The sequence below is a fragment of the Burkholderia sp. AU31652 genome, from assembly GCF_002223155.1.
GTDB lineage: Bacteria > Pseudomonadota > Gammaproteobacteria > Burkholderiales > Burkholderiaceae > Burkholderia.
This window is the reverse complement of the sequence record NZ_NKFG01000005.1, coordinates 2,065,882-2,085,231: the sequence shown is the minus strand read 5'-3', so window position 1 is coordinate 2,085,231 and position 19,350 is coordinate 2,065,882. Positions and strand designations below refer to the sequence as shown.

Sequence of the window (19,350 nt, the reverse complement as noted above, 5' to 3'; positions counted from 1 at the left end):
CATGTCATCCGAGCGAATCGAAGCCGTGTACCTGACGACGCACAACTGGGGCAAGTCGGCGAAGTTCTTCCAGGCGCTGGGCTTCAAGCTGGAGTTCGAAACCGATCACCACTCTGGCCAGCTGCGCAGCGGCGACGGCCCCTTTCTGTTCATTGCCGAAGTGCCGCCGGGCGAGAAACCGGGCATGCAGGTCGTGCTCAAGGTGGCGGATGAGCAGGCGGTGCAGCCGCAGCCGATCGTCGACGTCGTCACGCCGTTCGAAGATACCCACTGGGGCACGCGCGACATGACCGTGCGCGATCCGGACGGCCGCGTATGGCGCCTGCAGGCGCCGGGCAAGCAGGGCGCGTGAGGCGGCCATGAACGAACCCCGAGAAAGCGCTCCCGACAGCACCGCCGCACGCGTCGCACTGTGGCGCGCACTGCACGTCGAACTCGATGCGCCACCGCACGTGCTCGCCGATGAAGTCGGGCTGCAATTGCTCGCGCCGGAACCCGGCTGGCAGCAGCGCGGCGACATGGATCCGCAATTCACGCGGCCGTTCCGCGCGTCGATCGTCGCGCGGGCGCGCTTCATCGAGGATCTCGTAGTCGAACAGGCCGCGCGCGGCGTGAGCCAGTACGTGATCCTCGGCGCGGGCCTCGACAGCTTCGTGCAGCGTCGGCCGGAGATGGCGTCGCGCGTGACCGTGTTCGAAGTCGACCCGCCCGCGCCGCAGGCCTGGAAGCAGCGCCGCCTGGTCGAGCTGGGTTTCGGCGTGCCCGACTGGTTGCGATTCGTGCCGGTCGATTTCGAGGCGAAACAGTCGTGGCGTGCTGCGCTGGTCGGCGCGGGCTTCGATGCCGGCAAGCCGGCGGTCGTGGTGTCGACCGGCGTCAGCATGTACCTGACGCACGAAGCAAATGCGGCCGCATTGCGCGAAGTCGCGTCGCTCGCGCCGGGCTCGACGCTCGCGATGACGTTCCTGTTGCCGCTGGAGCATGCGGATCCGGACGTGCGCCCCGGGCTGGAAATGGCCGCGAAGGGCGCGCGCGCCAGCGGCACGCCGTTCATCAGCTTCTTCATGCCGGCGCAGATCCAGGCGCTCGCGCGTGAGGCCGGTTTCGCAGAGGCCGCGCACGTATCGGCCGCCGAACTGACGCGCCGTTACTTCGCCGATCGCACCGACGGCCTGCGGCCGCCGAACAACGCGGAAGAGCTGCTGGTCGCGACGGTCTGAGGTGTTGCGACCATAGCGACCACGGCAACCACAGCGACCATTACGCCCGTTCGAGCACGGCCATTTCCCGCACGACCACGAGCAGCACCGCGAGGCTCGCGCCGCCCGATGCGCGCAAGTCCGCGAGCAGGTGCTCGTAGCGCACGAGCGCGGCTTCGCGGCGCGCGCGCCATGCGCCGACGATCGTCTCCGGTGTGGTCGAATCCGGTGATTCCGCGAGTGCGCTCGATGCCAGCGTGCGCTTGAGGCGCGCGACTTCCGCGAGCGCGGCCGCGCGCGCCAGCATGTCCCAGTGCGTCGGCGTCGGCAGCGTCGCCGCGCGCTCGCCGATCCAGCTGTAGTTAAGCAGCGTGCCGAGCGAGAAATAGACCCCCGCGACGAGTTCGAGGCTGCGGTTGCTGGTCGCGGCCACTTCGGCGATGTCGAGCAGCGCGGCCGAGATGTCGCCGCTCGCGACGCGCACCGCGAGCGCGCTGTCGACACCGGCTTCAACCAGCACGCGCTGCCGTTCGGACAGCGCTTCGAGATCGGCGGCCGGCAGCAGCGACGGCAATTGCGGTGCAAGCCGCTCCGCCGCGTCGCGGCAGCGCGCGATCAGCTCGGAGACGCCACCATCGGCCACCGCGCCGGACTGCAGATGCCGCAGGAACCACAGCGCCGCGCGTTCCAGCAGCCGCGCGACGTCGACGAACATGCGCGCCTGCACGTCGTCGGCGACGCGGTTGTCGAGCGCGTCGATATCGCGCCACACCGCATCGAGGTCGAACACGTCGCGCGCCATGATGCACGCCCGCACGATGTCGCCGGGCTTCGCGTCGGTCTCCTCCATCAGCCGGTGCACGAACGCGCAGCCGACGCGGTTCACGAGCGCGTTGGTCAGGTGCGTCGCGAGGATCTCGCGGCGCAGCGGATGGCGGCGCATCGGTTCGCTGAAGCGCTGCTGCAGCGGCTTCGGGAAGTAGTCGACGAGCATCGCTGCCACCAGCGGATCCTCGGGCACGTCGGATTCGAGCAGCGCGTCGTACAGCCACATCTTGCTGTACGCGAGCAGCACCGCGCGTTCCGGCGACGTGAGGCCGAGCTTCGCGGCCTGCCGTTCGGCCACTTCGTCGTCGGTCGGCAGGAATTCGATCACGCGGTTCAGGCGGCCCGCGCGTTCGAGCCAGCGCATCAGGCGCGCTTCGGCATCGAGCAGCTCGACCGCATAGCGGCCGGCGATCGACAGCGCCTGCGTCTGGTAATAGTTGTCGCGCAGCACGAGCAGCCCGACTTCGTCGGTCATCTCCGCGAGCAGCGCGTTGCGCTGCTTCTCGGTCATCTCGCCGTCGGACACGACGAGCCCGAGCAGGATCTTGATGTTGACTTCGTGATCCGAACAATCGACGCCGGCCGAATTGTCGATCGCATCGGTGTTGATGCGGCCGCCGCGCTGCGCGAACTCGATCCGGCCGAACTGCGTGCAGCCGAGGTTGCCGCCTTCGCCGACCACCTTGCAGCGCAGGTCCGCGCCGTTCACGCGCACCGCGTCGTTCGCACGGTCGCCGACCTGCAGGTGGGTCTCGCGCGCCGCCTTCACATAGGTGCCGATGCCGCCGTTGTACAGCAGGTCGACCGGCGCCTGCAGGATCGCGCGGATCAGCTCGGCCGGCGGCAGCGCATGCGCGTCGATGCCGAGCGCGGCCTGCACGGCCGGCGACAGCGGGATCGTCTTCGCGGTGCGCGGGTAGACGCCGCCGCCCGCCGAAATCGCGGCCGGATCGTAGTCGGCCCAGCTCGAGCGTTCGAGCGCGAACATGCGCGCGCGCTCGGCGAAGCTCGTCGCGGGATCGGGGTTCGGATCGAGGAACACGTGCCGGTGATCGAACGCGGCGACCAGCCGGATATGCGGCGACAGCAGCATCCCGTTGCCGAACACGTCGCCGGACATGTCGCCGACGCCGACCACCGTGAAATCGGTCGTCTGCGTATCGATGCCCATCTCGCGGAAGTGCCGCTTCACCGACTCCCACGCGCCGCGCGCGGTGATCGCCATCTTCTTGTGGTCGTAGCCGACCGAGCCGCCCGATGCGAACGCGTCGTCGAGCCAGAAGCCGTATTCATGCGAGATCGCGTTCGCGTAGTCGGAGAAGGTGGCCGTGCCCTTGTCGGCGGCGACGACCAGATACGGGTCATCCGGATCGTGACGCACGACGTCGGGCGGCGGCACGATCGCGTTGCCGACGAGGTTGTCGGTCAGGTCGAGCAGGCCGCGCAGGAAGGTCTGGTAGCACGCGATGCCTTCGCGCATCCACGCTTCGCGATCGCTCGGCGGCGGCGGGTTCTTCACGACGAAGCCGCCTTTCGAGCCGACCGGCACGATCACGACGTTCTTCACCATCTGCGCCTTCATCAGCCCGAGCACTTCGGTGCGGAAATCCTCGCGGCGATCCGACCAGCGCAGGCCGCCGCGCGCGACGCGCCCGCCGCGCAGATGCACGCCTTCGACACGCGGCGAATACACCCAGATCTCGAACATCGGCTTCGGTTCGGGCAGGCCCGGCACCTTCGCCGGATTGAACTTGAACGACAGGTACGGTTTCGATTCGCCGTTCGCATCGGCGAGGAAGTAGTTCGTGCGCTCGGTCGCATTGATCACGCCGAGGAACTGGCGCAGGATGCGGTCCTCGTCGAGGTTCGGCACCTGGTCGAGCGCGCCTTCGATCGCCTTCAGCCGCCGCTCGGCCTGCACGTCGCGCGTGTCGCCGGTGGCCGGGTCGAAGCGCAGCAGGAACAGTTCGACGAGCTGCCGCGCGATCGCCGGGTTGCCGGTCAGCGCGCGCTCGATATACGCGTCGCTGAAGGTCGAGCCGACTTGCCGCAGGTACTTCGCATACGCGCGCAGGATCGTCACTTCGCGTGCGCTCAGGTGGGCGCGCAGCACGAGGCGGTTGAAATCGTCGTTCTCGATCCGGCCGCTCCAGATCTGGTCGAACGCATCTTCGAACAGGCCCTTCACGCGCTCGATGTCGAATTCGGTGTCGTCGGCGAGCTCGAGGCCGAAGTCGTGTACCCACGCATGCGCGGCGTCCTGCGTCTGGATCCGGTACGGCCGCTCCTCGTCGACGCGCACGCCGAGATGCTCGAGCATCGGCAGGCTGCGCGACAGCGCGATCGGGTCGCCCGCGCGATAGACCTTGAAGCGGAACGCGCGCGCGTCGGCCTCGATCGGCCGGTACAGGTTCATCGCGAGCTGCCCCGAATCCTTCACGCGCTCGATCAGCTCGATGTCGCGCACGGCCGTGCGCGCCGGATAGTCGTCGCGATAGCCGGCCGGGAACGAATCGGCATAGCGCTGCAGCAGGCGGTTGCCTTGCTCTTCGCCGAAGGCGTCGAGCAGCGCGTCGGCGAGATCGTCCTGCCAGCGGCGCGTGACCTGCACGAGCCGCGTTTCGAGCTCGCGCGTGTCGACGTCGGGCATCGTGCCCGGTTCCGCGTGCACGACGAAATGAATGCGCGCGATCGCCGATTCCGACAGCAGCGGCGTGAACTCGACGTTCACGCCGTTGTACGCGTCGATGAGCAGCTTCGCGATGCGCCGGCGCAGGTCGGTGTTGTACTTGTCGCGCGGCACGAACACGAGGCACGACACGAAGCGGTCGAAGCGGTCGCGCCGCACGAACAGGCGCGTGCGCTGATGTTCCTGCAGCCGCAGGATGCCGAGCGCGATGTCGTAGAGCTGGTCTTCGTCGGCCTGGAACAGCTCGTCGCGCGGGTAGGTTTCGAGCACCGTCACGAGCGACTTGCCGAGGTGCCCCTTCGGCAGGAAGCCCGCGCGCCGCACGATGTTCGCGCACTTGCGGCGCACGATCGGGATCTCGGCGCTCGACACCATGTACGCGGTCGACGTGTAGAGCCCGATGAAGCGGCGCTCGCCCGCGACCTTGCCGTCGGGGCCGACGAGCTTCACGCCGACGTAGTCGAGATAGCCGGGCCGGTGCACGGTCGCGCGCGAATTCGCCTTGGTCAGGAAGATCGGCCAGGAGCCGGTGATGATGTCGGCGGCGGCCTGCGGCAGCGGCGTCACGTCGGGCGCGCCCGACGTGCGCAGCGATTCGCGCAGGATGCCGAAGCCGGTGCCTTCGATGCCGCGCAGCCCGAAGCCCGTGCCGTCCGATACCAGCGCGTAGTCGCGCTGGCCGAGGAACGTGAAGTGATCGGCGGCCATCCATTCGAGGAACGCGCGCGCCTCGATGTCTTCCGCGGTCGATTCGCGTGCCTTCATTTCCTTGATCGTCGCGCGCGCGATCTCGACGATCTTCGGCCAGTCTTCCACCGACGCGCGCACGTCGCCGAGCACGTGCGCGATGTCGTTGCGCAACGTGTTGAGCAGCGCGGCATCGCCGCAGCGGTCGACTTCGAAATGGATGAACGACGCGAGCTGCGACTGGCCGTCGCCGGGCGTCGCGCCGCCCGCGTCGACGCGCTCGATGCCGCCGTCGCGACCGCGCCAGATGCGGAATACCGGGTGCAGCGCCGAATGCAGCGCGAGCCCGAGGCGGTTGACGGCCATCGACACCGAATCGACGAGGAACGGCATGTCGTCGTTGACGATCTCGATGACCGTGTGATCGGAATGCCAGCCGTGCTGTTCGAGGATCGGGTTGTACACGCGCAGCCGCTCGCTGCCGGGCACGAATTTCTGGGCGGTCTGCCAGTGCGCCATCGCGGCGCCGTAGAGATCGGCGATGCTGCGGCTTTGCAGATCATCGGCGTCGACGAAATCGTAGTAGTGACGCAGGAAGGGTTCGACGATCCGGAACGTGGCTTCGGGCAGGCGCCCGCGCGCGAATTCGACGACGTCCGAGAGCAGGTGTGCGACGACTTCCTCGTTCTTCGCTTCCATGGCGGTCTCCTCGTCGGGTGGCCATCGGCTGCTGCGTCTGTCCGGCATTATGCGCCGATTGCGTGACAAAGCGATGTGCGGGCGCACAACGAGAGGCGGCTGGAGAAGGCCGCGTGCAGCGCCCGTCGCGGGCGCTGCAGCGTGTCGATTAGTGTGGGGCAGGCCGCGTCGAAGCGACGCCGCCTTTGATGCTCAGCGCTCGTCGCTCCACAGCTTCCCTGCCGTCGCCCAGTTCTCCTTCTTCACGTCGGTGAGAATGATGTCGACCGAGCCCGGTTCGCAGCCGAGCGTCTCGCACGTGACGCGCGTGATGGCTTCGACGAATGCGCGCTTCTGGTCGACGGTGCGGCCTTCGAAGAGCTGGATATTGAAAGTCGGCATGACGGAGTGCTCCGATTGGTTGGGATGAATGATGCGTTGGGAGCCGGCGTCGTCAGTCGCGATACGTCGGATCGATCCGGTCGAGCCGGCGCAGCAGCGCCGGCCATTCCAGTTCGCCTTCGATCGCGCCGCCGTCGCGCAGCTGTTCGGCGGTTCGGTCGGCAACGGCCGGGGCGGGCAGCACGAGCGGCCCGCCGCCGGCCTGCGCGCGCACCTGGATATCGCACGCCTTGATCAGCGTATCCATCAGCACATAGGCTTCGGCCACGGTGCGGCCGACCGTCAGCGTGCCGTGGTTGCGCAGCAGCATCGCGGATTTCGCGCCGAGGCTCGCGGTCAGCCGCGTGCCTTCGGCCGGCGAGAACGCGAGCGCTTCGTAGTCGTGGTACGCGAGGTCGCCATGAAACCGCAGCGCGTGCTGCGACGCGGGCAGCAGCCCGTCGCGCTGGATCGACACGGCGATGCCGGCCGTATTGTGCAGATGCATCACGCACACGGCGTCGGCGCGCGCGGCATGCACGGCCGCGTGCAGCGCGAAGCCCGTCACGTTGACCGCATGCTCGCTGTCGCCGATCCGGTTGCCGGCCAGGTCGATCTTCACGAGATTCGACGCGCGGACTTCGTCGAACGTGAGGCCGAACGGGTTGATCAGGAAGTGGCCGGGCTCGCCGGGCACGGTCGCGGACAGGTGCGTGTAGATCAGGTCGTCCCAGCCGTTCAGCGCGACGAGCCGGTACGCGGCGGCGAGGTCGACGCGCATCCGGCGTTCGGCGTCCGAGATCGGGCCGCCGGGTTTCACGGCATCAGGACGGTGTGCGAATGACGACATCGGGTTCTCCGAGAGTGAGGCGGCGCGCGACGATCACCGTGACCCACGACGCGAGCGCAAACGGGGCCGTGAACGCGGGAATGCCGGCGCGCGTCGCGAGCCACTGGATCAGCGCGGCGAGTGCGGCGGCCGCGAGCGCCGCGCGCGGGCCGCGCGGCATCAGCGCGAGTGCGGCGAGCGCGCCGTTGAAGCCGAGCAGGCCGTCGCCGAACGATGCGCCGCTCGCGCCGAGCGCGACCAGCAGTACGGTCGACACCAGCGCGCCGCCGAGTGCGAATGCGGCCGCGCGGCGGGACGCGACGGCAAGGCCGGTGGCGATCAGCGCGCCGGCCCATGCGCCTTGCGCGAAAGTGGTCTGCGCGACGCCCGAGAGCAGCGCGTCGGCCGCGGCTGAAAACGTCAGCGCCGGGCCGGCCGTCGCGCCGCCTGCCTGCTGCAATGCGACAAACGGAAACCATAGCGCGGTAACGGCGAGGCACGGGCTCGAATACGGGCACTGCCGCCAGCGCGCGAGCGGCACGCGCATCGCGCGCTGCACGAGCGCCGCGCCGATCGAGGCCAGCGGCACCAGCACGATGGCCGCGAGTTGATGGGGCGCGAACAGCACGGCGATCAGCGCGGCGAGCGCGCCGTTGAAGCCGTGCAGCCCCTGTTCGACGTCGCGGCGCTCGGCGCCCGTCAGCACCGCCGTCATGCTGGCAGCGGCCGAGCCGACCAGCGCCGCGCTCGCGAGCCGCAGGTCGGTCAGCGCCAGCGCGGCGAGCAGCAGCGCGCCGGTGAGCGCATTCGCCTGCAGCACGATCTGCCCGATGCCGCGCAGCAGGATACGCAGGTCGATCGACGGCGGGACGGGGCGGGCGGTAGGCATGATGGCGGCGGAACAGGACGAGCCGCGAGCATAGGACACAATCCGATGCACTGGAATAGGGAATTCTGGATAGTCAGGATTTGTGGTCGATGCCCCGAAACGGTGAATCCGGAGGTCGATTCGTGCCCGAACGTCGCGCCGTTGGCGCTTTCGGCGGGCTGTCCCGCTCGGGACTCGAATCCTGGTGATGGCCGGCATTTTCGTCGGGCGATTCGTGCGACGATGCCTCGCATCGGGAATACCGGGAGGTGGAAAGATGCGCGAAGTGCGTTGGGCGTCGCTCGAAGGCGACGGGGTCGAACATCTGACGTTCGACCGGAGCGGCGGCGGGATCGTCGTCGAAAGCGCGGTGGTCGGCCAGCGGTACGGCCGTGCGTACGGGCTCGCGTATCGCGTCGAGTGCGACGCGCACTGGCGCGTGACCCATGCGGTGCTCAAGGTGATGGGCGGCGGCACGCTCGAATTGCGCGGCGACGGCGCCGGCCACTGGCGCGACGGCTCGGGCCGCGCACTGCCGGAACTCGACGGTTGCATCGACATCGACATCGCGGCGACGCCGTTCACGAATTCGCTGCCGATCGGCCGCCTCGGGCTCGCGCGCGGTGAGCGGCGGCCGATCGACGTCGCGTACATCTCGACGCCGGACCTGAAGGTCACGCCGGTCAAGCAGGCCTATGCGTGCCTCGAGCCGGGCCGGCGCTATCGCTACGAAGGAATCTTCCGCGACTTCACGGCCGAGATGGAGATCGACGACGACGGGCTCGTCATCGATTACGAGACGCTGTTCAGGCGCCTGCCGGCGCCGGCGCCTGCGGTGCGCTGAACCCGGGCCGCGACCGGGGCGAGTGCCGGCCGCTCCTGCGCGGACGCGAAGCGGTCGATCCGCGACGCGATCATGTCGGGGTGGCGCAGCACGATCCAGTGCGTGCCGTCGATTTCCTCGCGCACGTGGTCGCCGAGCCAGCGGTCGAGGTCGACCGACATCTCGGGCGTCACGTAGCGGTCGCGCACCGGCACCAGGATCTGCACGGGCGCCTGCGCGTACCGCTCGCGCGGCTTGCGGGCCCGTGCGATGAAGTTCGCGCGGTACAGCTGCAGCCCGTTCAGCGCGTTCTTCAGTTGCACGGGATCGCGCTCCGCACGCACGCGCTCGGTGAGCTGCAGCCAGCGCGGCCACAGTGCCGCGCCGCCGAGCCGCCACACCAGCGACGGCACGAGCGGCAGGTGGAAGAACGCGATGTACCACGACTTCAGGCTTTGCTTGAGCCGCATCTTCGCGCGGAACACGTGATCGAGACACGGGCCCGAGATCGACGTGTACGACGCGATTCGGCCGCGGAACGCGGGGTCGGTCACGGCCTCCCAGCACTGGATTGACCCCCAGTCGTGGCCGACGAGATGGAACGGCCGGCCGCCGCAGGTCGCGTCGGCCACCGCCTTCAGGTCGGCGGCGAGCCGCTCGAGCGTGTAGTCGGCACGGCGGCGCGGCGCATCGGACGCACCGGCGCCGCGCACGTCGTACGCGATCACGCGGTAGCGCTTCGCGAGCCGCGCCCGGATCGGCGCCCACACGGCCGCCGAATCGGGGTAGCCGTGCACGAGGATCAGCGGCGGGGCGCGACGCGACCCGCTTACGTAGACGGCGAGTTTCACGTCGCCGGACTGGACGGTCAGCATCTCGTGGGCGCGCGCCATGGCGTCATGCCTGCGGAACCGGGTGCAGCGGCACGCGGCGCGGGGCGGCTTGCGCGGCGTAGCGCGCGTTGGTCGCGTCGATGTTCTCGAGCAGCGTGTCGAGCTCCTGCAGGTACTGATGGTTGTCGTGGTCCCACGGGTGGAAGCCCGGGCGGAAGTAGTCGAGCCATTCGCGCGCGATGCTCGGGAACACGCCGTGCTTGGGGCCGTACAGGTACTTCACGAGGCGCCAGATGCCGCCGAACTTGCCGTGCTCGCGACGGTGCGCGCGCATCAGCCGCACGTGGAAGTCGAACACGATGGCCCAGAAGAACACGGTCGTCGTCAGCATCGTGCCGGTGCGCAGCAGGTAGCTGCCGAGGCCCGGCTTCATCACGGTGCGCCACACGTCGTACGACACCGCCTTGTGCTCGGTTTCCTCCATCGCGTGCCACATCCACATCTGCTGGTAGCCTTCGACCGAGCCGTCGATGCGGTGCTCGTGGCCCGACAGCAGCTGGTTCGCGAGGATCGCCGTGTAGTGCTCGAGCGCGATCGTGATCGCGAGCTGCATCGAATGCGGCAGCACCTTCTTGAACCAGCCGAGGATCGTCCACAGGCGCTTGTCGAGCTTGTGCGCGGGCAGGCCGGACGCCTGCAGCAGGTCGTTGTATTCGATGTGCTCGCGCGTGTGCATCGCTTCCTGGCCGATGAACCCGAGCACCTGCTTCTTCAGTTCGGGATCCTCGATCTGGTCGCGGTAGTTGCGCACCGAATCCATGAAAAAGCGTTCGCCGGCCGGGAACAGCAGCGACAGCGCGTTCATGAAGTGCGTGACCGGTACACCCTGCACGTGCCAGTCGCGCGCGCGTTCGGGGGGCAGCGCGAAACGGATGTCGCGCCGCACGGGCATCATGTTCGGGGTCGTCATGATTGTTCTCCTCCCTGGTTGCCTGCATTGTTGTAGGTGGCGTGCAGCGGCGCGGGCGCCGGCGTGCCGCGCGCGGCGCGGCGGGCTTTCGCGGCCTCGCGGCGCGTCGCGAGCACGACGAGCGCCTGGTACGCGGCGGGCAGGATGCGCGCCATCCAGTCCGCGCCCTTCGCGTCGCGGCCGATCAGCACGCGGCGCTTGTTCTTGCGCACGCCGGCGAGGATCGTGCGCGCGGCGTCGTCGGCGGTCGTGATGAAGAATTTCTCGAAGCTGTCCTTGCCTTGCTGTTCGCTCTCGACGATGAAGCCGACCATGTTCTTCGCGACGCGGCTCGATTGCGCGATGTTCGTGCGGATGCCGCCCGGATGCACGCAGGTCGCCGACACGCCGCACTTCATCATGTCGAGTTCCTGGCGCAGCGATTCGGTGAAGCCGCGCACCGCGAACTTGGTCGCGTTGTAGCCGCTCATGCCCGGCTGCGCGAAGATCCCGAAGATGCTCGACGTGTTGATCACGTGGCCGTCACCCGAGGCCTTCAGGTGCGGCAGGAACGCCTTCGTGCCGTGCACGACGCCCCAGAAGTTGATGTTCACGATCCACTCGAGATCGCTGTATTCCATCCCTTCGATCGTGCTCGACAGCGCGACGCCCGCGTTGTTGAAGATCAGGTTGACCTTGCCGTGTTCCTTCGCGGTGTCGTCGGCCCACGCGAACATCGCGTCGCGATCGCCGACGTCCAGCACGCGCGTCGACACGCGCACGTTCGGCGCGATCGCGCGGACGATCCGTTCGGTTTCGGCGAGGCCGACGCCGTTCTTGTCGGCGAGCGCGACGTGGCAGCCGGCCTGCGCGAGCTGGATCGCGAGCGAGCGGCCCATGCCCGAGCCGGCACCCGTGATGGCGGCGACCTTGTTGGCGAAATCTCTCATGTCGGTGGCTCCTTGTCTGGCTCAGGCCGCTTCGGCGGACGGGGAAGTCGAAGCGGAAGCGGCGGGCGCGGCGGCAGGCCGCGCAGTGGTGTCGTGTTGCGGCGCGCGATACGCGTGGTAGTCGGCGATCGAGAAGTGCGCGGTTGCCTGGCGGAAGCGCCACGTGAAGCCGGGCCACAGCGTCGTGTTCTTGCCGGTGCGCGGATCGAGGTACCAGCTCTTGCAGCCGCCCGTCGACCAGATCGCCTTCTTGAGCTTGCCTTGCAGGTCGCTGTTGAACTGCGCCTCGACGAGCGGGCGCACCTCGATCGCGTCCGCCCGTTCGCGGCGCATCGCCTGCAGTGCGCCGAGGATGTACTCGATCTGCGACTCGATCATGAACACCATCGAGTTGTGGCCGAGGCCCGTGTTCGGGCCGACGATCATGAAGAAGTTCGGGTAGCCCGGCAGCGTCGAGCCGAGATACGCGTGCGCGCCGTCGCGCCATGCGTCGACGATGTCGAGCCCACCGCGGCCGATGATCGCGCCGCGCGGATACGGATCGGCCACCTGGAAGCCGGTGCCGTAGATCAGGCAGTCGACTTCATGACGCTTGCCGTCGGTCGTCACGACCGCGTCGGCTTCGATGTGGTCGATGCCGGTCGTGATCACGTCGACGTTCTTGCGCGACAGCGCCGGGTAGTAGTCGTTCGAGATCAGCACGCGCTTGCAGCCGAGCGTGTAGTTCGGCGTGACGATCTTGCGCAGCTCCGGATCGGGAATCTGCTTGCGGATGTGGCGCAGCGCGAGCTTCTGCACGTTCTTCATCAGCGACGGATGGATCGCGAAGCCGAGCACGCGCGATTCGAGCATCCAGTAGATGCTGCTGCGCACGGCCTTCTGCGTGAACGGCAGCGTGCGGAACAGCCACTTCTCGAACCCGGTCAGGTTGCGGTCGGGCTTCGGCATGATCCACGGCGGCGTGCGCTGGAACAGCGCGAGCGCCTTCACGCGCGGCGCGATCTGCGGCACGAACTGGATCGCACTCGCGCCGGTGCCGATTACCGCGACGCGCTTGCCTTCGAGCGCATAGTCGTGATCCCACTGCTGCGAGTGGAACGCGCGGCCCTTGAAGTTCTCGACGCCGGGAATCGACGGCAGCGCGGCGCGCGACAGCCCGCCCATCCCCGACACCAGCACGCGCGCGGACAACCGCTTGCCGTTCGCGAACGTGAGGCGCCAGCGTTGCGCGGCTTCGTCGTATTCGGCGCGTTGCAGTTCATGGTTCAGGCGCAGGTGCGGGCCGACGCCGAAGCGCTGCACGCAGTCTTCCAGATAGGCGCGGATTTCCGGCTGCGGCGCGAACATGCGCGTCCAGCGCGGGTTCGGCGCGAACGAGAACGAATAGACGTGCGATTGCACGTCGCATGCACACCCGGGGTAATGATTGTCGCGCCACGTGCCGCCGACCGACGCGGCCTTCTCGAGGACGACGAAGTCGGTCACGCCTGTTTGACGCAGGCGGATCGCCATCCCGAGGCCGGCGAAGCCGGTGCCGATGATGGCGATGTCGATGGTTTCGTCCAGGCCGTCGTGGCCGGGCGGACCGAAAGGCAACGTGCGAGCATTCATCCGGGTGTCTCCGATTTGGCTCATTTTGGAATGTTACATTGTTTGATGTAACGATAGTGGGTGAACCCGGAAACCGCAAGAGGCTAGAAGCGGCGCTCTAAGGGCCGGAAGCCAGGCGGGAAAAGGCTGAGCGGGGTTTGGAACGGGCCGGTTTCCGCATCGCGGGATGCGCGGGAAGGGCCGTCGCCAGGGCGAGAGAGGGTGCGGGCGAGACCGCCGGCGCGCGGCGGGCTGTTTGAAACGGTATCAGGGACGGATCGGTCGACCGGCTGTCTCATGGAAAACCCCGGCCACGATCGTGACCTGCGCGAGCGCGTAGAGGCCCCAGATCAGGTAATCGATGCCCGGAAAACCGCCGAGGAAGCGGCCGACGCCGATCAGCGTATCGGAGCCGACGAAGATCAGGCTGCCGATGGCCACCAGCGGGCCGCGCGTGCGGGCGGCGAGCGCGAAGCTCGCCATCGCGCACAGCACGAGCATGTAGACGGCGACCGGTGCCAGCAACTCGCCGAGGTGCGGGAAGAACGCCACGTAGAACGCCGGCGCGGCGATCCACAGCCCGACGAGCGCGACGATGCGCCAGCCGTGCGGCCGCGCGCGCCAGCGCATGAAGATCGCGCAGTAGCCCAGGTGCGTGAGCAGGAACGCGCCGAGGCCGAGGACGAACGACAGCGGCCAGTCGGGCAGCGCGAGCAGCACGTCGCCGAGCACGGCCGTCACGAGCGCCGCGCACAGCCACGCGCGTTCACGCGGTGCGGCGCAGGTGCTGCCCGCCGCGAGCAGCAGGATGCCCATCGCGGCTTTCGCGACGGCCTGGCCGGGATAGGGCGCCGCGGCGAGCGACAGTCCGTATAGCAGCGCGGCGACGACGGCGAGCGGCCAGAGCCGGCGGTAGGTGGCGGGAAGCGTGGCGATCAAGGCGGGTGTCTCCGGTTTGTTGTCGTCTGCGGTGGACGGCGCGCGGTCGAGGGCGCGGCTGTCGGCCATTATCCGGAAGAAAGGACGTGCCAAAACCGGCGAATCCTTCTAGGAAGCGACCGGGATCGCCATGCACGAGGATTGCCCGCCGGCGCGGCAATCCGGCGATGTCGAGCTCCGATGCGTGGGTGCCGCCGCCGGATTTTCTCCGCGCGTTGCCCCGGTTGAACCGGGGCAACGATTGCAATTCGGCTTGCTATGATCGCCGCGGTATTGCCGTTGTCGATGTGGTTGTTGCTGTCGTTGTCGTTGTTCCGCCCGGCCGCGCGACTGGATGCGCAAGCCGATGCGGGCCCGATGAATCCATGCCGTGCCCGGCCCGTGCGCTCAGGCGAACCGGGCGGGCTGGCCTTCCCCACGAAAACAGGTCCGACCATGACCGAACTTCTCCACGGCGACGGCGCGATCCGTCGCACGACGCCGTACGGCTCGTCGATCGAAAACACTTATGCGGGCGTGCTGTCGTTCATGCGCCGCAACTATTCGCGCGCGCTCGACGGCGTCGACGTCGCGATCTCCGGCGTGCCGCTCGACCTCGCGACGACCTACCGCTCCGGCGCGCGGCTCGGGCCGGCCGCGATCCGCGCGGCGAGCGTGCAGCTCGCGGAGCTTCATCCGTATCCGTGGGGCTTCAACCCGTTCGACGATCTCGCGGCCGTCGACTACGGCGATTGCTGGTTCGACGCGCACAACCCGCTGTCGATCAAGCCCGCGATCGTCGAGCATGCGCGCACGATCCTCGGTTCCGGCGCGAAGATGCTGACGCTCGGCGGCGACCACTACATCACGTACCCGCTGCTGGTCGCGCATGCGGAGCGCTACGGCAAGCCGCTGTCGCTGATCCATTTCGACGCGCACTGCGATACGTGGGCCGACGACGATCCGGACAGCCTCAATCACGGGACGATGTTCTACAAGGCCGTGAAGGAAGGGCTGATCGATCCGGCGACGTCGGTGCAGGTCGGGATTCGCACGTGGAACGACGACTTTCTCGGGATCGAGCGGCTCGATGCGGCGTGGGTGCATGACCACGGCGCGCGTGCGGCGGTCGAGCGGATCGTCGCTATCGTCGGCGCGCGGCCGGCGTACCTGACGTTCGATATCGATTGTCTCGATCCGGCGTTCGCGCCCGGCACCGGCACGCCGGTCGCGGGCGGGCTGTCGTCGGCGCAGGCGCTCGCGATCGTGCGTGCGCTCGGCGCGGTGAACCTGGTCGGTGCGGATGTGGTCGAGGTCGCGCCCGCGTACGACCACGCGGACATCACGGCGATCGCGGCCGCGCATGTCGCGTGTGACTTGCTGTGTCTGTGGCGGCAGAAGAAGGTGGCGGGAGCGCTGAAGTAAGTCGGCATGCCGGGCATGCGCGTGCCGCTGGCGCGGTGCGCGCATTGCCGGATCGAGGTGCCGTGTGCTGTTCGTATCCCGTGAATCGGGAGAAAAGTCTTTGCGGATTCCCGTGGAGGGGCGTTGCCGACCCGTTGGCGAAATCCGCGAAACGTCAGTGGTTGGCTGCTTCCGTACGTCAACGACGCGCTGACATGTCACCGATGACGTGCCGCGACTTCATCAAGCAAAAACCTATCTACTCCTGAAGAAAGCCGCAAGCATGTCGTCTTTCGGCGCTGCCGGTTGCGTTGTTTGCTGCTTTCCCGCCCGTCCGCGAGATCGAGAATGATCCGCTCCGGCACCGTCTGGCCAGGCCCCCGTATAAACCGCACGCGGCCGGATGAGATCGGATTGCTCGCGCTGCTCCAGCCCGTGCGCGATCCAGCCGATCGAGCGGCCGAGCGCGAACAGGCCGAATGCCGCGCCGACGGGAAGCCGCAAATGTCTGCGTAACGCCACCAGCGCGAGATCGAGCGAGGGCTTCTGGCCGACGAGCGTGCTCCCGGTATCGATCATCCGTTTCCATTGAGGATGACGCGGCAGGATCCGCGACAACAGATACGTCGCACGCACGTCGCCATCGGGATAGAGCGCATGTCCGAAGCCCGGCAAGCCGTCACCCCGGGCGAGACGCGCGACCATTTTTTGCTCGACGTCCTTTTTGCCCAGTTCGTCCCACAGTGCTTCGCCGCGCGCGGTGGTGGCGCCATGCCGCTCGCCCGACAAGCCGGCCAGGCCGCCGACCACGACGGCGCGCAAGCTCGCGTTCGTCGACGCGATGCACCGCCCCGTGAAGCTCGACGCGTTCAGTTCGTGATCCGCGCACAGCACGAGCGCCATCCTGATCAGCTCGGCGCCCGCCGGCCCGACGCCCCATGCCCGCGCGCATTGCGCGTGGATGGGGGCGGTATCGATCCGGGTGCGCAGCAGGCATGCCGCCAGAATTCGCACGAGATCGCCGCAGCCCTGCGCCTGACGATCGGCCGACTGATGCCAGATCGCCGTCGGCGCGTCCTCGCTCGCGACGGTGAAGAGCGGCAGCAGCGCTTGCTCGGTGCGTTGACCGGCGTAGTGCCTGAAGAGCGTTCGCAGTACCGACGGCGTAGCGGGGACGTGACGGCCGAAAGCGGTCTGCTCGTCGCATCGCCACAGCAGCGCCGCGACTTCCTCGAGACTCGCGCGGGCAGCGAGATCGAGTGCATCCACGCCGCGATAGAAGAGCCGGCCGCCATCGATCAACGTGATGCTCGATTCGAGCACGGGCGCCCCCCAGTTCAGCGCGGCCTTCGCCACTTCCTTCGGCTTGCGGCCGCGTGCGCGTTGATCCGCGAGGCGCTCGACATCGGCCGCGAGGTAGCGGCTTTCACGGTGGCTGCCGCCCGGCTCCGCGCGAAGCAGGCCGCGGCTGACGTACGCATAGAGGGTTTGCCGCGAGACACCGAGCCTTGCCGCGGCTGCGGTCGAATTCAGGTAGTTCGACATCGTGCGCAGGGGGAATCGTTCGACAGGTTGATCAGGATAATCAACGTTGACAGCAAATGCGAGCGGGACGATCTTTGCGTCACCTGATTCATGCGAGGCGAACATGGGTGTCGATCAAATGTCGAGGGAACGGGCTCCGGCCGATGACGAGCGGGTGTCGCGTCAGCTACGGGCGTTCTGGCGCGCGGCGGGTGGGTCTCAGGCTTTTCTCGAGTCGTGCAGCTTCAGCGGGGCGGGCGAACTGGTTTCGGCATTTCGCGTCACCGACATGGCCACGGCGGCGATCGGTGCGGCCGCGGCGTCCGTTGCCGAATTGCTGCATGCAGCGACCGGGACGTTGCCGGCGGTTCGGGTCGACCGGCGCATGGCGTCGCTATGGTTCGGCACGTCGCTGCGTCCGCAAGGCTGGTCGATGCCGCCGCAATGGGATCCGGTGGCCGCCAACTATCGGGCGCGCGATCGCTGGATCCGCTTGCACACGAACGCGCCGCATCATCGGCTGGCCGCGTTGTCGGTGCTCGGCTGCGCCGCCGATGCGCAGTCGGTCGCACAAGCGGTGAATCGCTGGGATGCCGGCGCGCTCGAAGAGGCGATCGTCGAGCGCGGCGGTTGTGCCGCGGCGATGTACTCGGCGCAGGAGTGGGCCGGGCATCCGCAGGGCAACGCAGTCGCAACCGAGCCGTTGCTGCATGTCCGTGCCGCGACCGATGCCGTCGCGCATGATTGGCGGCCTTCGAAAGACCGGCCGTTGCGCGGCATTCGCGTGCTCGACCTGACGCGCATTCTCGCCGGCCCCGTGGCGACACGGTTTCTTGCGGGCCTGGGCGCCGACGTGCTGCGCATCGATCCGTACGGCTGGGAAGAGCCGGGCACGGTGCCCGAAGTCGTCCACGGCAAGCGGTGTGCGCGGCTGAACCTGAAGGATGCGGCGGATCTCGATACGCTCAAGCAGTTGCTGCGCAGCGCGGATATCGTCGTGCACGGTTACCGGTCGGACGCGCTCGCGCGCCTCGGGCTCGATGCCGCGCATCGGCGCGAGCTGAATCCTGCGCTCATCGACGTGTCGCTCGACGCTTATGGCTGGAGTGGTGAATGGCGTTACCGGCGCGGCTTCGACAGCCTCATTCAAATGAGCACGGGAATCGCCGACGCGGGTATGCGCGTGACGGGCAGTGATGAGCCGGTGAACTTGCCTGTCCAGGCGATCGACCATGCGACGGGTTACCTGATGGCGACCGCCGCGATCCGCGGGCTGACGACGCGAATGAAAGAGGGCGTCGGTACCGAGGTGCGCACTTCGCTGGCGCGCACGGCGGCTGAGTTGCAGTTGCGGTCGGAGCCGATGAGCGAGGTGATTGAGCTGGTTGCCGACGATCAACGTGATCGTGCGGAACACGTCGAACCGACGTCGTGGGGGCCGGCATCCCGGCTCCTGCCGCCCGTACGGATCGACGGTGCGCCGCTGCGATGGTTTTATCCGGCGCGCGCGCTGGGTGCGTACGAGCCCGAATGGTTGTCGTCGAACGACGATCTGTGACGCGATGCGATGAGTCGGTTGGTGTCGGTGAGTGGCGACGGGACGGGAAACGACGTGGCCACGGCGATGAATGTTGCTCAGCGCAATGCGCAGGTCGTCATCATCGGGCAGCCCGCGAACGTGCTGGAACACGTGACCGAAGCGATCGGCGGCGTGTTTACGGATGTCCCCCCACCGCACCTTGGCCGCCGATCAGGATGTGCCTGAGCAGACGGAACGCGTTCGGCGGAGAGGGGGCGGCCTAGTGAAGCAAGTCGGCCGGCGAAGACCGCCGGCGCGCTGCGCGTCGCTGGATCGACGGCCGGGCGTTGTGTTTAACCGCGCGTGTCGACCCAGTTGCGTGCCCAGCGGGCCGAATGCTGCAACGCCTGCTCTTCGCTCGTGAAGTAATCGAGCGAATAGAACTGGTAGCGGCCTTCGGTGCGTGGGCTACCGGCGCGTTCAAGCAGCAGGTTGGACGAAAAACTACCGTCGGGCAAACGATGCGCCGAGGGTTGGACGGCATAGCCGTTGTATTGATGAATTTGTTCGTTATGCATTTTAATTTTAATGATGTTCGAGTGCGCGCGTGCCGTGCGGATGTGCACGGGTATGCCGATTCAAAGCCATTGCGAGCTGAATCTGACGCAGTCGTAAAGCGAA

At 67.9% G+C, this 19,350-nt stretch carries 17 protein-coding genes; 6 read left to right on the top strand and 11 right to left on the bottom strand.

Annotation, left to right across the window (positions count from 1 at the left end; genetic code table 11):
- Nucleotide 1 precedes the first annotated feature (1 nt).
- Both CFB40_RS26865 and CFB40_RS26860 read left to right on the top strand, forming a co-directional pair.
- On the top strand, nucleotides 2-352 hold the full coding sequence (locus CFB40_RS26865) for a VOC family protein (RefSeq protein ID WP_089427191.1): 351 nt from the start codon (nucleotides 2-4) through the stop codon (nucleotides 350-352).
- A 7-nt stretch (nucleotides 353-359) separates the two neighbouring features.
- Nucleotides 360-1,220 carry a class I SAM-dependent methyltransferase gene (locus CFB40_RS26860; RefSeq protein ID WP_089427192.1) on the top strand — a complete coding sequence of 287 codons (861 nt, stop codon included), beginning with the start codon at nucleotides 360-362 and terminating at the stop codon, nucleotides 1,218-1,220.
- A gap of 40 nt (nucleotides 1,221-1,260) precedes the next feature.
- On the opposite strand, the gene CFB40_RS26855 is transcribed toward CFB40_RS26860, so the two are convergent.
- From CFB40_RS26855 to CFB40_RS26840, 4 genes are all read right to left on the bottom strand, one after another.
- Nucleotides 1,261-6,102, bottom strand: a complete 4,842-nt coding sequence (locus tag CFB40_RS26855; protein WP_089432891.1) for an NAD-glutamate dehydrogenase — start codon at nucleotides 6,100-6,102, stop codon at nucleotides 1,261-1,263.
- 192 nt (nucleotides 6,103-6,294) lie between these two features.
- On the bottom strand, nucleotides 6,295-6,483 hold the full coding sequence (locus CFB40_RS26850; RefSeq protein WP_039344138.1) for a 4-oxalocrotonate tautomerase: 189 nt from the start codon (nucleotides 6,481-6,483) through the stop codon (nucleotides 6,295-6,297).
- A 52-nt stretch (nucleotides 6,484-6,535) separates the two neighbouring features.
- On the bottom strand, nucleotides 6,536-7,312 hold the full coding sequence (locus tag CFB40_RS26845) for a class II aldolase/adducin family protein (protein ID WP_089427194.1): 777 nt from the start codon (nucleotides 7,310-7,312) through the stop codon (nucleotides 6,536-6,538).
- A complete protein-coding gene (locus CFB40_RS26840; protein WP_089432890.1) occupies nucleotides 7,287-8,180 on the bottom strand; it encodes an urea transporter in 894 nt (297 codons plus the stop codon). The genes CFB40_RS26845 and CFB40_RS26840 overlap by 26 nt, the downstream gene beginning before the upstream one ends.
- Before the next feature lie 256 nt (nucleotides 8,181-8,436).
- On the opposite strand from CFB40_RS26840, the gene CFB40_RS26835 reads away from it, so the two are divergent.
- Nucleotides 8,437-9,003, top strand: a complete 567-nt coding sequence (locus tag CFB40_RS26835; protein ID WP_089432889.1) for a putative glycolipid-binding domain-containing protein — start codon at nucleotides 8,437-8,439, stop codon at nucleotides 9,001-9,003.
- Here CFB40_RS26835 and CFB40_RS26830 read toward each other — a convergent pair.
- The 5 genes from CFB40_RS26830 to CFB40_RS26810 all read right to left on the bottom strand — a co-directional run bounded on the left by CFB40_RS26830 (nucleotide 8,952) and on the right by CFB40_RS26810 (nucleotide 14,243).
- A complete protein-coding gene (locus CFB40_RS26830) occupies nucleotides 8,952-9,875 on the bottom strand; it encodes an alpha/beta fold hydrolase (protein ID WP_089432888.1) in 924 nt (307 codons plus the stop codon). The two genes, CFB40_RS26835 and CFB40_RS26830, sit on opposite strands and share 52 nt — an antisense overlap.
- A 4-nt stretch (nucleotides 9,876-9,879) precedes the next feature.
- Complete coding sequence (locus CFB40_RS26825) at nucleotides 9,880-10,785, bottom strand: metal-dependent hydrolase (protein WP_089432887.1); 906 nt, start codon at nucleotides 10,783-10,785, stop codon at nucleotides 9,880-9,882.
- The gene (locus CFB40_RS26820; protein ID WP_089432886.1) at nucleotides 10,782-11,714 is read right to left on the bottom strand and encodes an SDR family NAD(P)-dependent oxidoreductase; all 933 of its coding nucleotides are present in this window, start codon (nucleotides 11,712-11,714) and stop codon (nucleotides 10,782-10,784) included. Before CFB40_RS26820 ends, CFB40_RS26825 begins: the two co-directional genes overlap by 4 nt.
- A 21-nt stretch (nucleotides 11,715-11,735) precedes the next feature.
- Nucleotides 11,736-13,325 carry a flavin-containing monooxygenase gene (locus CFB40_RS26815; protein ID WP_089427200.1) on the bottom strand — a complete coding sequence of 530 codons (1,590 nt, stop codon included), beginning with the start codon at nucleotides 13,323-13,325 and terminating at the stop codon, nucleotides 11,736-11,738.
- A gap of 246 nt (nucleotides 13,326-13,571) precedes the next feature.
- Nucleotides 13,572-14,243, bottom strand: coding sequence for a lysoplasmalogenase (locus CFB40_RS26810; RefSeq protein WP_089429069.1), 672 nt, complete (start codon nucleotides 14,241-14,243; stop codon nucleotides 13,572-13,574).
- Between the two features lie 435 nt (nucleotides 14,244-14,678).
- Between CFB40_RS26810 and speB the strand changes: the two genes are divergently transcribed.
- Nucleotides 14,679-15,647 (top strand): agmatinase, encoded by a 969-nt coding sequence (gene speB, locus CFB40_RS26805; protein WP_089433328.1) that lies wholly within the window; start codon nucleotides 14,679-14,681, stop codon nucleotides 15,645-15,647.
- A gap of 234 nt (nucleotides 15,648-15,881) precedes the next feature.
- Here speB and CFB40_RS26800 read toward each other — a convergent pair whose 3' ends face one another.
- Nucleotides 15,882-17,171 (bottom strand): citrate synthase family protein, encoded by a 1,290-nt coding sequence (locus CFB40_RS26800; RefSeq protein WP_089432885.1) that lies wholly within the window; start codon nucleotides 17,169-17,171, stop codon nucleotides 15,882-15,884.
- A 103-nt stretch (nucleotides 17,172-17,274) separates the two neighbouring features.
- Between CFB40_RS26800 and CFB40_RS26795 the strand changes: the two genes are divergently transcribed.
- Nucleotides 17,275-18,708: a CoA transferase gene (locus CFB40_RS26795; protein ID WP_089432884.1), complete on the top strand. Its 1,434-nt coding sequence runs from the start codon at nucleotides 17,275-17,277 to the stop codon at nucleotides 18,706-18,708.
- A gap of 9 nt (nucleotides 18,709-18,717) precedes the next feature.
- The gene (locus tag CFB40_RS38200; protein WP_143329889.1) at nucleotides 18,718-18,915 is read left to right on the top strand and encodes a hypothetical protein; all 198 of its coding nucleotides are present in this window, start codon (nucleotides 18,718-18,720) and stop codon (nucleotides 18,913-18,915) included.
- A 107-nt stretch (nucleotides 18,916-19,022) separates the two neighbouring features.
- Here the strand turns inward: CFB40_RS38200 and CFB40_RS26790 are convergent, their stop codons facing one another.
- On the bottom strand, nucleotides 19,023-19,247 hold the full coding sequence (locus tag CFB40_RS26790; protein ID WP_089427204.1) for a hypothetical protein: 225 nt from the start codon (nucleotides 19,245-19,247) through the stop codon (nucleotides 19,023-19,025).
- Nucleotides 19,248-19,350: the final 103 nt, after the last annotated feature.